The organism is Thermococcus onnurineus NA1, from assembly GCF_000018365.1.
GTDB lineage: Archaea > Methanobacteriota_B > Thermococci > Thermococcales > Thermococcaceae > Thermococcus > Thermococcus onnurineus.
In genome coordinates, this window is record NC_011529.1 from 872,977 (window position 1) to 886,734 (window position 13,758).

Consider the following 13,758-nt stretch of genomic DNA (forward strand, 5'->3'; position numbering starts at 1 on the left):
CGAACCACATGATTAAAGAGACAGTCAAAGACTTTACCGAGGAGGGCCTAGGCACCCTTCGTATAGATGGCAGAGCTATCCATGTCCCCTTCGCCTACCCAGGCGATTACGTCTTGGTGAAGCGAACTAAACGGCGCTTCGGAAGGAGAATCGCAACAGACTTTGAGCTTCTCGAACCCTCGCCGCTAAGGCAAATTCCGAGATGCCCTCACTTTGGGAGATGCGGCGGCTGCCTCTGGCAGGGAATGAAGTACAAGGAGCAGCTAAGGTTTAAAGCGGAACTCTTCGAGCGGATAACAGGGATAAGCGCAGATGTAAGGGGCTCTCCCAAAATCTGGGGCTTCAGGAACGTGAGCAACTTCATCGTTACAGCCGCTGGGATCGGCCTCAAGGAGTACGGAAACCCGCTCGACGTCGTGGATTCCAGGGAGTGTCCAATCTTCTCGAAGAGGACGCGCGAGTATCTGAATGCCCTCAGAGGTTTTCTCGAGGAGAGCGGCCTAAGACCCTGGGACCTGCGGAAAAAGAGGGGCGACGTTCACTATCTCCAAATTAAGGAGGGCAAGTTCACGGGAGAGGTTATGGTGAACCTTATAGCCCACGTTCAACCCACCAGGGAGGTCCTGCAGGCCTTTAGGGACTACTTCTCTTTCGCGGATTCCCTCTACTGGAGCTTCAAGGCCGATGAGAGGGACGACCCGAAGGGAGAGCCGGGGCTTATAGCTGGCCAACCTTACATCCGAGAGAGGATTAAGGACGTGGTGTATCTCATCCATCCGAACAGTTTCTTCCAGACCAACAGCTACGCCTTAGCTCTCCTGCTGAAGACCGTCGAGGGCTTCGCCGATGGAGAGAGAGTTCTTGACCTCTATTCTGGCGTCGGAACCTTTGGCGTCTGGCTGGCGAAGAGGGGCTTTGCCGTCGAGGGCGTCGAGCTGAATCCCTTCGCGGTGGAGATGGCTAGAAAAAACGCTGAACTGAATGGGGTTGATGTCGTCTTCAAAGTTGGCCGGGCTGAGGAAACGTCAATCGGCGATTACGACACCGTAATAGTTGACCCGCCGAGGAAGGGGCTAAAGGAGGCGTCGAAGCTTTTGATTAAAAGCGGCGTTGAGGGGGTCGTTTACGTCTCCTGCAATCCCAGGGCGTTCAAGCTCGACTACGAGAACCACTTAAAGAAGGCCTACCAAGTCGAGGAGGCCGTTCTGGCCGATATGTTCCCGCATACGCCGCATGTTGAGGCGGTAATAATGTTAGAAAAGAAGTAGAGGTCAAACCGCCTTCCAGAACGGATCCTGTTGGGCCTTCACCTTCGCCGTCATCTTCAGGGCTTTTATGTCAGTCTCGTCGAGCTCGTTCTTGAGCTGCTTCGCCAGGATTATGACGTCGTTCTTGCTCAGGTCAACGTAGAGCGTCTCACCTGGGTGGATGTGCCTGCCGACTATCGCGCCCTCGATGGCTATTGCCACCGCCTCGCCCTTCTTGGCCTCCTGCACGAAGTCGTTGCGGTTCTTGATGGACTTAATAACGCCGACCTTCTGGCCGTTCTGCTTGATGAGCGTGACGCCGGGCCTTATCCTGCCCTCAACGACCTCGATACCGACTATCGCAGGATGGCTCCTCCTGAAGACATAGCGCTCGTCAGGATAGAGCCTGATGACGCCCGGGAAGGTGACCTTGCTGAGTAGCTCGCGCTTCTTCTTCTCCTCCTCGCCCTTGACCCAGGCCTCGTAGTCCTCAATGAGCTTGTAGATGATGTTGCCTGTGAATATGGGCACGCCCCTGGCCTTAGCAACCTCTTCAGCGTCCTCGTTTACCTTGACGTTGAAGCCGAGGACGACGCCGTACTTTGGATCCTCGTCCTTGACGCTCAGGGCCTCCATGACGTCGGTCTTGCTGATGTTCCCGACGTCGGCCTTCCTTATTGGGATGTTCTTCTCCTGGAGCTCCTTGCTAAGGGCCTCCAGAGAGCCGAGGGTATCGGCCTTGACTATCACACCGACCTTGCCGGTGCTTATGACAACGCTCTGTATCTGGCTGAGTATTTCCTGTTTGGCCTTCTCGACCTCCTCCTCGGAGCGAGCGGCGATGACCGGCGATCCTGCAAGGGCCTCCTCAAGGCCAGGAGCAGCTATCTTGACACCCGCAGCGGCTGTAACCTCGTCAACCTGGTCGAAGCGGAAGCGCGGGTCACGTATCTCGTCGAGGGGCTTAGGCTTGAGCAGAGCGCGGATTTTCGTCACTATCGCCTTGTCCTTGCCACCCACGACGATTGTATCATCTTTGTGAAGCGTTCCGTCATAGATTATGACGTCTATGGTAGTTCCGAGACCGATCTCTTCCCTGACTTCGAGGATTGTGCCGCGTGCCGGGCCTTCAACTTCAATCTTGAGCTTCTCCTCTAAGTACTTCTGGCTGAGACCCGCGATAAGGACGAGCAGCTCGGGGACGCCTATGCCGTACTTGGCCGAAATCGGAACTATCGCCAGCTCGCGGGTGAAGTTCTGGACGCGATCAAAGCGGTTCGCCTGGAAGCCCATCTCGTAGAACTTGCCTATCAGCTCCCAGAGCTTGGTCTCAAGCTCCTGCTGGGCCCTCTGATCCTGCTTCTTGATGTTCACGAGGAAAGGCTCGTCCTTCTCAATCTTCCATCCTTTAATCCTGTCTATCTTGTTGGCTGCAACGATGAATGGCGTTCTGTTCTTCCGGAGGATCTCGATGCTCTCTATAGTCTGGGGCTGGAAGCCCTCGTTTATATCAACAACGAGGACGGCAAGATCCGCGAGGCTACCACCCCTCGCGCGCAGGCTCGTGAAGGCCTCGTGACCGGGCGTGTCGATGAAAAGCAGGCCAGGGAGCTTTATCTCGCCCTTCCAGAGTTTGATGAGCGGACCGGCGAGGTTCTTTACGGTCTCAATCGGAACCTCAGTTGCACCAATGTGCTGGGTTATTCCGCCGGCCTCTTTGCCGGCGACGTTTGTGCGCCTGATCCTGTCAAGGAGAGTGGTTTTTCCATGGTCAACGTGACCGAGAACCGCTATGATCGGCTGTCTAATCCTCTTCATTTCCCTCACCTCTGGAAGATACTCCGGCGTGAGTTTTTAAAGGGTTCGTTCGGGCGGAAGGATTAAAAGTCCGGGTGGTAATTCCAGAGAAGCGGCAAAATGCTGACGGAACTGCTGGTGGCACTCTTTTGGGCGCTCGTTGGGTTTAGTCTGGCTTTGATCATCTGGCGGAGAAACAGGTTCAGGGCATCTCTGTTCAGGCTCTCGCTCTCTATGACACTTGAAGTCGCCTACATTGAGAAGAGGAGTGTCCCACTGAAGCACATCATCCTCGGCCTTCTGGTCTTCCTGGCGTCGGCAATGATAGTGAGTCAGGATGAGGGTACCTCGCGAAGCTTGGGGCGGCAGTATTTCTCTGGTTCCTTCCGTGGGGCATAGACATGACCCACATCACTCAGGTTAGGGTAGGGACAGAGAGGTTAGTCGCGAAAGAGCTCGGAAAAGATGTCCTTGAAAGAACGCTCAAGAAGGCAGTGGCGTTGGAAAAGGCCAACAAGAAACACGATGAAGTAACGGTGATGTCAAACGTGGAAAAGAGGATGAAGAAGGTCTGAAGTCACTCCATTTTGTCCATGTATTCCTTCTTTTCTCTGGCGTGGGTGTGGTAGAACCAGTCGGCGGCCTTCCAGTACTCGAATATCTCGTCCTCGCTGAAGTAGAGCTTTATCTCCCTCTCTGCGCTCTCCGGGCTGTCGCTGGCGTGGATAACGTTGTATATGGCGTCGCCAACGTCGAGGCCATAGTCGCCCCTTATGCTTCCGGGCTCGGCATCCTTCGGGTCGGTTGCACCCGCCATCTTCCTGACGACGCTTATGGCATAGCGGCCTTCAACCACCATGACGACGCTCGGAGCCTTGGTTATGTAGTCAATCAGCGGTTCAAAGAAGGGCTTGCCTTTGTGCTCCTCGTAGTGCTTCTCCGCCAGCTCACGTGTAATCCATATCATCTTCATTCCGACGATTTTAAGCCCCCTCTTCTCAAAGCGGGAAATTATTTCGCCCATCAAGCCTCTAACGACGGCGTCGGGCTTCAGGATAACCAGGGTGCGCTCTATCTTCTTGTCCGCCATTGGCAACACCAGAAGTAGTTGACGGCACGGTTAAAAGGCTTTTTGGAGAAGGACATGTGGCAGAATAAGGGAACGAAAGAAAAAAGAAATCACTTCCTCCTCTTGGCCCTCTGGAGGCGGGCCTCCTGGAAGGCCTTGGTCCACTTGAGCTTTCTCGGGTTCCTGCCCATGAAGTAGTACTTCTCACACTTGCTGGAGCAGAAGAAGAGCACTCTGCCGTCGTTCCTGACGAACATCTTGCCGGTTCCCGGCTCGAACTCCCTTCCGCAATAGGAGCAGACGTTCCACCTGGGCATCGCGATTACCTCCTAGCTCTGATCTCCCTAGCTTCCCTCTCAGTCTCCCTGAGGATGACTATGTCCCCGACGCGGACAGGGCCCTTAATGTTCCTCCTGATGACACGGCCCTTGTCGCGGCCCTCAAGGACCCTGACCTTGACCTGAGTAACGCCACCGGTGACGCCGGTCCTGCCGACGATCTCAATAACCTCCGCTGGGTATCCTTCGTCGCTCATTTCTCACACCCCTTATCTAAAAATCCACTCGCAGAGATGAACTTAAACCTTTCCGTGAGTGAAAGGAGGAAAAGGAGCTCACTTCATGAGCTCCCTAACCTTCATAGCGATTTCCTCAACGAGCTCCCTGCCCTTGCCGGGCTCGATGATGGCGACGCTGGCAGCTGGAACCTCAATACCAGCGGCAGCGCCGAGCTCCTTCTTGCTCGGAACGTAGATGTACGGGATCTCCTTCTCCTCACACAGCGGTGGGAGGTGGGCAACGATCTCCTCCGGGTCAACATCCTCTGCAATGATAACGAGCTTAGCCTGGCCCCTCTCAACGGCCTTGGTGGTCTCGTTGGTACCCTTCCTTATCCTTCCGGTGTCGCGAGCAAGCTCGACAGCCTCAAGGGCCTTCTCAGCAAGCTCTGCCGGAACTTCAAACTTGACGTAGCTTGGCTTCGCCATCCTTCATCCCTCCGAAACTTCATCGTTCATCGAGTTTTGCGTGCTCAATTCTGGGCGATGGTTTAAAAGGATTTCGATAGCCGGCGGGAAAAAGCAGAACGGGACAGCCGCCATCAGCAGCGGCCAAGCTCGTCATCCCAGAGGTCAGCCAGGGAAACGAAAATGACCTGAGAGAACTCACTCGTTCTCATCATAGCCACGATAGATCTCCAGACTTCTCCTAGCCCTTGCGCGTGGAATGCTGTGACCCATCAGGGCGACTATCTTGTCGGCCCTGGCCTTGCCGTGGTGGAGCATCTTGGTTTCCGTCTTTATCTTCTCGACCCTGAAGGTATAACCGCCGACTTCAAGAACCTCACCGACGACGAACTCCTCATCACGCGGCACCTTAACCTTGAAGGCCTGCGTTACTCCCTTCGGCAGGTAGATGGAGACCTTGATGACCTTCGGATAGGTTAAACTCTCGCCCCACAGCGTTTTAATCTCGCCTATCTTGGCCTTGTTCACCCGCTTATCACCTTCAAGCTCTATGCCGGTAATTCTGACCTCGTCGTCCTCGGTTTCAACTATGTCGCCGACCTTGATTTCCTCGCCTTCTGGAAGCTCCGTGAAAGTCTTGAAGCTCCTCTCGTGCTTGCTAACTATGAGTGGAACCTTTACGAGTTTTGGGAGCGTTATGATCCACACATTGCCGCACTCGTTGCAGCGAAGGGTAAGCTCCCGTCCCCTCTCTTTGATGACTTCAACGTCATCGCTACCGCACTCAGGACAGATGAAGTACTCCTCCATGTCTCTCACCAGTGGGAAGAAGAGGGGAGCGGTTTATAAAGCTACTCTTTGATATAGATGCGGTAGGTTCTGCCCTCTTTCACGCGCGTGATCAGGCCCTTCTCCTCCATCTCGCGGAGGATTATGCTGACCTTTGCTTTGGAAACGCCGAGCTTTTCAGCGAGCTCACTCTGGAGAACTGGACCTTCACGGAGGATTGCCATTATCTTCTCTTCGTCGCCCCTCAGGAACTCCATCTCCTTCTCACGCTTCCGCTCGTTGTAGAGGAAGTAACCGTAAACGCCGCCGGCACCAAGGAGCATGCCTGCGAGGAAGAGGACAAGGTAAGTCAGCGGCGAAGGCTTCTCGATCTTTATCTCGCCAGAGAAGCCGACAATGAAGTAAAACTCGTCCCCCACACGAATGTTGTTCCTCGTCCACTCGAGGAGAAGTCTGTTGGTGGAGCTTTCAACCTTGTCCGGAGATGGGATTATCGGCGAGAGAATCGCGTAGCCCTTAGGAACGAGCAGCTGCATGTGGAAAACCCCAACTGGCTGGCTGAACTTGATGTAGTATGTAAACTGCTCCTTACCATCGGCCTCACTTATCATCCCTCTTGTCTCGAAGGTAAGCTTTATCCTGGCGCTCTGGCTAGGTTTAAGCATCGGAAAGTTGAGGTAGACCGCGTTGGTCCCATCGAGCACCTCCCTGACGGTCACGTTTATTGTCTCAACGCCCTTGCCCAACTCCACAATGGCGCTCGGGTTATCAACCGGGTAGTCCGTGTAGATAACGTACTGGCTCAGGTTTGTATGCGAGGTCAGGTCTATCTCTATAGTTTCCTTAATATCGTCCGGACTGATGACCTCAAAATAGACCGCGTAGGCGTTTATTTCATAGTCATAGGTCTGTCCGCCCGCCAGAGGGACTGTCAAAATGAAGAGAGTCAGGAATAGCCCAATCAGAGCTGACTTCCTTCTTCGGGATTTTTGATTTTCAGGAGTGGGCATACGTCCATACACTCCCTGCAGTGGATGCAGAGCTCGGGATTCACCATTATCTTTTTGCTCACAGGATCTATGCTGAGTGCTCCTTCAGGACACTTGCCCACGCAGACACCACAGCCAACGCATTCGTAGGCCCTCTTAACGAGGTAGTAAGCCTGCAGGGCTTCGTTGAAGTCATCGGTATAGGCTCCATCTGGTCTAAATGTAACCTTCCCCGCCCTTATGTAGTTTTCGCCTTCCTCAACCTCGCCGAGGATTGGGGCAACTTCGTGGATGCGTTTGAGGTTTACAACGGTGTTGAAGCGGGTTGCTAAGCCTTCAGACGTTTCTTCGATCGAGTACTTCACCGGCTCCCAGGAGCGTTCTTCTGAAATTTCAACGCCGAGCTCTCTTGCTATCGCCTTCTCACCCCTGCTCAGCTTCTTCCAGCGCCAGAAACCGTAGGTTATCCACTCCTCCGGAAGGTTAAAGCGCCTCCTCCAGCGCTCCAGCTCGTTTTCCCACTTGGCCCAGAGCTCGGGCTTCTCCTCCTTCAGCGTGTAGATTTCCGCCAGAGACGAGCTCGGACAGAGGAAACAGCCTATCCTGTCGAGCCTATCCTCGTAGAGCGGGTTGTACTTCAACCCGCGTGAGAAGATGTAGAGCCAGACCTCCAAAGCGCGCCAGTGGAATATCGGGGAAGCGCCGGTCTCGTTCGGCACCCAGGGGTTCTTCCATATCCTGGGCTGCTTGAAGCGCTTTATGCTCTCGTACTTCCTCTGGCCGACGAACATAAGCACTCCTTCGGGGTAGTTTTCCTTTATTGCCATCGTTATCGGACCAAGTTTTGTGACCTTACAGCACCAGCGGTAGTCCCTTCCCGGCGGCGAGAAGACGTGAAGTGCCCTCCAGAAGGCGTCGCCAGCATCTGCAACGACGAACTTTATCCCCTTTGGTTCGAGTTCCTTCTGGAACTCTTTGACGTATTCAAGCGTTTCGGGGAATTCTATGCCCGTGTTGTTGAAGAAGACTGTGAAGCCCTCCTCGCCGAACTCCTCCAAAGCAAGGCCGAGAACGGCGAGGCTGTCCTTTCCGCCGGAGAAGGCCACCGCTATTGGCAGATCGGAGTAACGCATGGCAGTTTTTCTCATGAAGCGCTTCGCTTCCGCTACCTTCTTCTCGAGCTCGATGCTGTTCGCCCGAAGGACATCTTCCATCGTGGTCTTTCTTCCCTCGCGGTAGTTCACGCTCTTCTGCCGCCTGACTTTGACGCCCGTTCCGCGCTCCCTGGCGATCAAGGCGCTGTAATCCTTCTTTGCTATACCCGTCGCCACGACCTCACCGCTCGGGGAGATGAGAACCACGTCGTCGCTGACCTTGATGCTCTCCTCAGCCTCCAGGATGCCAACTGGGAGGAGGTTGGAGCCGCTCAAGATAGGCTCTATCGCGCCCTCATCAACGATTATCCATTTGCGCATCTTTTTGCCGAAACGCTTCCACAGGGCGATTGCACCCTCAGTCTTTAAGCCTGGCTTCCAGCGGAGCTCGATGGGGTCGAAGCGTATCCAGCCGAAAACGTAACCGTCGACGATCATCTCGTAGGTGTCGTCCTCTCCTGGAGTCTTGTTGAGCAGGACGATTTTGCCCTCGAAGAGTTCACCAACGTCCACGCCGTAGTGCTCCTTGAAGATTGAGCGTATGAACTCGATGTCCCTCTCGAAAGCGAAGCGCAGGTCGCCCGGCGGAGTGATGTTGAGCTTGAAAGTTTTCTCTTTTCCGTGAACGGCGCAGCTCTCGCCGATGAGCGGAACGTTGCACTCTCCACACCAGTGAATGTAAGCCTTACCGAGGAAGACTGGCCTTCCCATTTTCTCTCACCTGACCTCCAGAAGGTGGAGGGGTTTATAAAGTCGTCCTTCAACAGAAATACTTATAAGAAGTTTTATCCTTCCGAGTTTGAAAACTAACTGGAGGCGATAGTAATGCCAGCCTTCGCAAGTGCTGCCTTGCTGATTCTGGGAGTTTTTCTTTTGATAATGCTCCTGCTGAGCGTCAAGGTAATTCGGCCGTACCAGAAGGGCCTCGTCGAGAGGCTCGGGAAGTTCAACAGAATCCTCGAGCCAGGGATACACTTCATAATCCCATTCATGGAGCGGGTAAAGGTTGTGGACATGCGCGAACACGTCGTGGATGTCCCACCCCAGGAGGTCATCTGTAAGGACAACGTCGTCGTCACCGTCGATGCCGTCGTCTACTACCAGATTCTCGACCCTGTTAAGGCCGTTTACAACGTCAGCGACTTCCTTCTGGCTATCGTCAAGCTCGCCCAGACCAACCTGCGTGCAATAATTGGTGAGATGGAGCTCGACGAGACCCTCAGCGGCAGGGACATAATCAACGCCAGGCTTAGAGAAGAACTTGACAAGATAACCGACCGTTGGGGTGTCAAGATAACGCGCGTCGAGATACAGAGGATTGACCCGCCGAAGGACATCCAGGAGGCAATGGCCAAGCAGATGACTGCCGAGCGTGAAAAGAGGGCCATGATCCTCCTTGCAGAAGGTAAGAAAGAGAGCGCCATCAAAGAGGCTGAAGGACAGAAGCAGGCTGCGATACTCAAGGCAGAGGGTGAGAAGCAGAGGCAGATACTCATCGCCGAGGGTCAGGCCGAGGCCATAAGGAAGGTTCTTGAGGCGCTGAAGATGGCGGACGAGAAGTACTTAACCCTACAGTACATCGAGAAGATGCCCGAACTGGCCAAGTACGGTAACCTCATCGTCCCGTACGACACCGAGGCGCTTATAGGCCTGCTGAGAATCCTCCAGAAGGTTAAAGATACTCCCCTGCCAGAGCCGCCGAAAAACGAGAAGAAATTCGTCGAGGAAACCGGAAGCTCAAGTGACCCCGACCTCAAAACGCTTAAGGACATTATGAGCTAACCGCCAATGGTGAGAAGCCATGGATGCCCTCCCCATCTCCCTCTTAATTTTGGGACTGCTGATAATAGTGCTCGACATGATGGTCACTGCTTTCATAACTCCAATAGGCGTTGCCTTCGCCGTCCTCGGGCTGCTCCTCGGCTTCAACCGGGGCTTTCCAGAGTCCTTCGTCGTTTCACTCGTGGCGGCAGTGATTTCCTACATGGTCATCGGGAGGTACATCAAACGGAACGTCCAAGACGTCGGAAAGCTAAAGTACACCTTCGAGCTCAAAGGTAAAAAGGGAAAGGTTGTCGAGGTCGGAAAGGAGCACTACCTCGTCGAGCTCGAGGGCGATAAGTGGATAGCCCTCAGCGAGGATAGGCTGAAGATAGGGGACACCGTCAAGGTAATCAACGTTGATGGTGTCAAACTCATCGTTCGGAAGGTCTGAGCTCTTCCCATAATTCTTCCAGCGTTTTTCCAAGCTTCGTGAATACGCCGTTTCTGTAGACTATCTCTCCGTTCACTATCACAAGCTCTACATCGCTTCCCCTTGTGGAGTAGACGAGATGGGAGTAAACGTTCTCCCCGGGCAGGAACTGGGGTTTCCTCGCGTTTATGAGCACAAGGTCAGCCAGGTAGCCGGGTTTTATCAGTCCGGCTTTAAGCTTCAGAGCGCTGGCTCCACCAATGGTGGCCCAGCTGAAAACCTCCCTCGTGCTGGCCACGTCCGTTCTCTTTCTCCAGACCTTGTTAAGCACTGCCGCAAAGCGCATTTCAGTGAACATGTCCATAACGCCAACGGGGTTCGGAGAGTCGTTGCCCAGCGCTATGTTCGTCCCTGCGGTGTAAAGCTCAATTATCGGAGCTATCCTTGCCTCAAGCTTCGCCATACTGAGGGAGCAATGGACGAGAGTGGCTCCGCTTTGGGAGTAGAGCTTAACTTCCCCATCGCTCAGGTATATCCCGTGCACGCCAATGAGGTTTTCATGGAGAACGCCGGCCTCAGCAAGGTATTCCACGGGAGTTAGTCCGTAGCGCTCCTTAACGGTCCTGACCTCCTCCCTGCTCTGGGAGAGATGGACGTGGAGTAAAGCGTTTCTCTCGCGGGCAAAGGCACCGATTTCTCGCATGAGCTCAAGTGAGACCGTATTCGTTGCGTGGGGAGCTAAAGCGGGTTTGACGAGTTCGTCTTTTCCTTCCCAGTGCTTGAAGAACTTGAAGCCCTTTTCAGGCTCCGCGAGGGGAAAGTCCACCAGGTCCATCACCGTCTGGCCGATGAAGGCGCGTATTCCAAGCTCCCGAGCGGTCCCGGCTATCTCATCGGCAAAGAAGTAGTGGTCGTTTATCGTCGTGGAGCCGTTAGCTAAAGCCTCCGCCATTCCAAGGAGCGCCCAGCGGCGGATTTCCTCGGGCGTCCAGGTGAGCTCAGTGGGCCAGATTACCTCCTTGAGCCAGCGCTCTATTGGCAGATCCTCGCCGAGTCCACGGAGTTTGGCCATGGCTACGTGGGTGTGGGTGTTAACTAGACCCGGCAGAACGAGATAACCCTCTCCACCGTAGATTTCATCAACTCCATATTCTCCAAGCTTATCTCTGGGAATAACGTTGATTACCTCGGTTCCATCAACCAAAACTGCATGATTTTTCAGAACCTTTTCAGCATCGACCACCGTACCAATGAGCGCAAACATCCCATCACCCTTTGAATATATGCCATCTGGATACTTAAAAATTTTGACACAACGACATAAAATCGCCCAAAGGATTTAAATGCAGAAAAGGGAAAAGTAGAGCCATGCCACCAATACTGATGATAAGGAAGGGAATAACCGCCCTTGAGCCGTGGATAAATTGACGCTCTTCTGTTAACGTGGGTAGTCTGGAATCGCTACCGTTATAAAGCCCATTTCAAAGCCTCTGGAGGTGGTAATGATGATTGATAAGATTTATTGCGCGGACGTTAGGCCCGAGATGGAAGGTAAGCGCGTCAAGCTCGCCGGATGGGTTTACAGAAAGAGGGAAGTCGGAAAGAAGGTCTTCATAGTGCTTAGAGACTCGAGTGGAATAGTTCAGACGATATTCAAGAAGGAGCTGAGTGAAGAGGCCTATGCCGAGGCTAAGAAGGTCGGAATTGAGTCGAGCGTTATCATTGAGGGCGTTGTTAAGGCTGATCCAAGGGCTCCGACGGGTGTGGAGGTCCAGGCCGATAAAATTCAGGTCATCCAGAACGTCGAGTTCTTCCCGATAACGAAGGACGCAAGCGACGAGTTCCTGCTCGACGTGAGACACCTGCACCTCCACTCGCCGAAGGTTGCGAGCATAATGAAAGTGAAGGCGACTCTCATGCAAGCAGCGAGAGAGTGGCTCCTCCAGGACGGCTGGTACGAGGTCTTCCCGCCGATACTCGTCACAGGGGCAGTTGAGGGCGGCGCAACGCTCTTCAAGCTCAAGTACTTCGACCGCTATGCCTACCTGAGCCAGTCGGCCCAGCTCTACCTCGAAGCAGCCATCTTCGGCCTTGAGAAGGTCTGGTCGCTTACACCGAGCTTCAGGGCCGAGAAGAGCAGGACGAGGAGGCACCTCACCGAGTTCTGGCACCTCGAGCTTGAGGCTGCCTGGATGGACCTCTGGGACATCATGAAGGTCGAAGAGGAGCTCGTCAGCTACATGGTGCAGAGAACACTTGAGCTGAGAAGGAGCGATATCGAGACCTTCAGGAAAGACTTAACGACGCTCAAGAACACGGTTCCACCGTTCCCGAGGATAAGCTACGACGAGGCAATAGACATACTCCAGAGCAAGGGCGTTCAGATAGAGTGGGGCGAGGACATGGGCGCCGACGAGGAGAGGATTTTAACGCAGGAGTTCGAGAGCCCGTTCTTCGTCTACGGCTATCCGAAGCACATCAAGGCCTTCTACATGAAGGAAGACCCGGAGGATCCGAGGAAGGTCCTCGCGGCAGACATGCTCGCGCCGGAAGGATACGGCGAGGTCATCGGTGGAAGCCAGCGTGAGGACGACTACGACAAGCTCGTGCAGAGGATTCTCGATGAGGGTATGGATCCGAAGGACTACGAGTGGTACCTTGACCTGAGGAAGTACGGCAGCGTTCCACACAGCGGCTTCGGCCTCGGCCTGGAGAGGCTCGTCGCCTGGGTGCTGAAGCTCGACCATGTCCGCTGGGCCACTCTCTTCCCGAGGACGCCCAGTAGGTTGTATCCGTGAGTGGCTTTTTGGCTCTAATCTCTTTTCTAAAAATTTATCATATCCAAAACTGCCGAGAACATTAAGCCTATGACGCCTCCAATGGACAATCCAATAATATAGTTTACAAGCAATTGAACAACGGAATCCACAGCCCATTCGGGATTTATAGTTCCCCCGAAGTATGAGAGGGCAATTCCAGACGTTACCATTATTATGTTTATCTTTTGTTGCATCTCGTCCGCTTTGTTTACACCATTGAGAATACCGACAATAAAGCCCATAACACTCCCCACTCCAACGGTAAAAGTACTCATCTTTATACCCCAAACAACGCTTTCGTGCTTCCCATACTTAAATTTAATTTGAAAAGTTGAAATATTTGGAAGCATTACACTGCAAAGTTTGATTAAAGTTTGTGATTTCTATTTGGATTGGCCGTTTAAACGGTGCACATTAAAATTTTGGCAGTTAGGGTGTGATTTCACTCGAAATTTGCTATTAAGATTTGAGTCCGTTTTTTCTTTTTGACGCCCGTAGGGCGTCGTATTTGAGGGGACTCGGTGAAGATCGGCTAAGAACAAGGAAATCCAACTAGAATCAGCCTTTTGATAAGGTACACTCTAAAAGAAGACACTCTGAAAAGCAATCACGAGCCTTGATCAAACTTCGCGAAGGCGAAGTTTGTAGAACTGGCGGGCCCGGCGGGATTCGAACCCGCGACCTCCGGCTTAGAAGGCCGGCGCCCTATCCTGCTAGGCTACGGGCCCTCGGGTTA

General features: G+C 53.6%; 16 protein-coding genes and 1 tRNA gene. 6 read left to right on the forward strand and 11 right to left on the reverse strand.

The genetic code is table 11. The features are described from left to right. Positions 1-8 precede the first annotated feature (8 nt). Entirely contained in the window at positions 9-1,268 is a 1,260-nt protein-coding gene (gene rlmD / locus TON_RS04835; RefSeq protein ID WP_012571907.1) for a 23S rRNA (uracil(1939)-C(5))-methyltransferase RlmD, read from the forward strand. 3 nt (positions 1,269-1,271) lie between these two features. On the opposite strand, the gene infB is transcribed toward rlmD, so the two are convergent. Next, positions 1,272-3,065: a translation initiation factor IF-2 gene (gene infB, locus TON_RS04840; RefSeq protein ID WP_012571908.1), complete on the reverse strand. Its 1,794-nt coding sequence runs from the start codon at positions 3,063-3,065 to the stop codon at positions 1,272-1,274. A gap of 99 nt (positions 3,066-3,164) precedes the next feature. Between infB and TON_RS04845 the strand changes: the two genes are divergently transcribed. Both TON_RS04845 and TON_RS10440 read left to right on the forward strand, forming a co-directional pair. After that, positions 3,165-3,443, forward strand: coding sequence for a hypothetical protein (locus tag TON_RS04845; RefSeq protein WP_012571909.1), 279 nt, complete (start codon positions 3,165-3,167; stop codon positions 3,441-3,443). 2 nt (positions 3,444-3,445) lie between these two features. Continuing rightward, a complete protein-coding gene (locus TON_RS10440) occupies positions 3,446-3,619 on the forward strand; it encodes a hypothetical protein (protein WP_012571910.1) in 174 nt (57 codons plus the stop codon). A 2-nt stretch (positions 3,620-3,621) separates the two neighbouring features. On the opposite strand, the gene ndk is transcribed toward TON_RS10440, so the two are convergent. The 7 genes from ndk to TON_RS04880 all read right to left on the reverse strand — a co-directional run bounded on the left by ndk (position 3,622) and on the right by TON_RS04880 (position 8,720). Further along, positions 3,622-4,134 (reverse strand): nucleoside-diphosphate kinase, encoded by a 513-nt coding sequence (ndk, locus tag TON_RS04850; RefSeq protein ID WP_012571911.1) that lies wholly within the window; start codon positions 4,132-4,134, stop codon positions 3,622-3,624. A gap of 89 nt (positions 4,135-4,223) precedes the next feature. Next, positions 4,224-4,430, reverse strand: a complete 207-nt coding sequence (locus TON_RS04855) for a 50S ribosomal protein L24e (RefSeq protein ID WP_012571912.1) — start codon at positions 4,428-4,430, stop codon at positions 4,224-4,226. Positions 4,431-4,435: 5 nt separating this feature from the next. Further along, entirely contained in the window at positions 4,436-4,648 is a 213-nt protein-coding gene (locus TON_RS04860) for a 30S ribosomal protein S28e (protein ID WP_012571913.1), read from the reverse strand. A 78-nt stretch (positions 4,649-4,726) separates the two neighbouring features. Next, a complete protein-coding gene (gene rpl7ae / locus TON_RS04865) occupies positions 4,727-5,098 on the reverse strand; it encodes a 50S ribosomal protein L7Ae (RefSeq protein ID WP_012571914.1) in 372 nt (123 codons plus the stop codon). A 177-nt stretch (positions 5,099-5,275) separates the two neighbouring features. Further along, positions 5,276-5,887 (reverse strand): HVO_0476 family zinc finger protein, encoded by a 612-nt coding sequence (locus TON_RS04870; RefSeq protein WP_012571915.1) that lies wholly within the window; start codon positions 5,885-5,887, stop codon positions 5,276-5,278. 41 nt (positions 5,888-5,928) lie between these two features. After that, complete coding sequence (locus TON_RS04875) at positions 5,929-6,801, reverse strand: helix-turn-helix transcriptional regulator (protein WP_394295138.1); 873 nt, start codon at positions 6,799-6,801, stop codon at positions 5,929-5,931. Between the two features lie 26 nt (positions 6,802-6,827). After that, positions 6,828-8,720, reverse strand: coding sequence for a phosphoadenosine phosphosulfate reductase domain-containing protein (locus TON_RS04880; protein ID WP_012571917.1), 1,893 nt, complete (start codon positions 8,718-8,720; stop codon positions 6,828-6,830). Between the two features lie 114 nt (positions 8,721-8,834). On the opposite strand from TON_RS04880, the gene TON_RS04885 reads away from it, so the two are divergent. Then, a complete protein-coding gene (locus TON_RS04885) occupies positions 8,835-9,791 on the forward strand; it encodes an SPFH domain-containing protein (RefSeq protein WP_012571918.1) in 957 nt (318 codons plus the stop codon). 19 nt (positions 9,792-9,810) lie between these two features. Then, positions 9,811-10,224, forward strand: a complete 414-nt coding sequence (locus tag TON_RS04890) for an NfeD family protein (protein WP_012571919.1) — start codon at positions 9,811-9,813, stop codon at positions 10,222-10,224. Here TON_RS04890 and TON_RS04895 read toward each other — a convergent pair. Next, positions 10,205-11,467, reverse strand: a complete 1,263-nt coding sequence (locus TON_RS04895; protein WP_012571920.1) for an amidohydrolase — start codon at positions 11,465-11,467, stop codon at positions 10,205-10,207. The two genes, TON_RS04890 and TON_RS04895, sit on opposite strands and share 20 nt — an antisense overlap. Positions 11,468-11,708: 241 nt before the next feature. Between TON_RS04895 and asnS the strand changes: the two genes are divergently transcribed. Then, on the forward strand, positions 11,709-13,001 hold the full coding sequence (asnS, locus tag TON_RS04900) for an asparagine--tRNA ligase (protein WP_012571921.1): 1,293 nt from the start codon (positions 11,709-11,711) through the stop codon (positions 12,999-13,001). A gap of 26 nt (positions 13,002-13,027) precedes the next feature. Here the strand turns inward: asnS and TON_RS04905 are convergent, their stop codons facing one another. Further along, positions 13,028-13,372, reverse strand: coding sequence for a hypothetical protein (locus TON_RS04905; protein ID WP_238516362.1), 345 nt, complete (start codon positions 13,370-13,372; stop codon positions 13,028-13,030). 301 nt (positions 13,373-13,673) lie between these two features. Then, a tRNA-Arg gene (locus tag TON_RS04910) sits at positions 13,674-13,750 on the reverse strand. Positions 13,751-13,758: the final 8 nt, after the last annotated feature.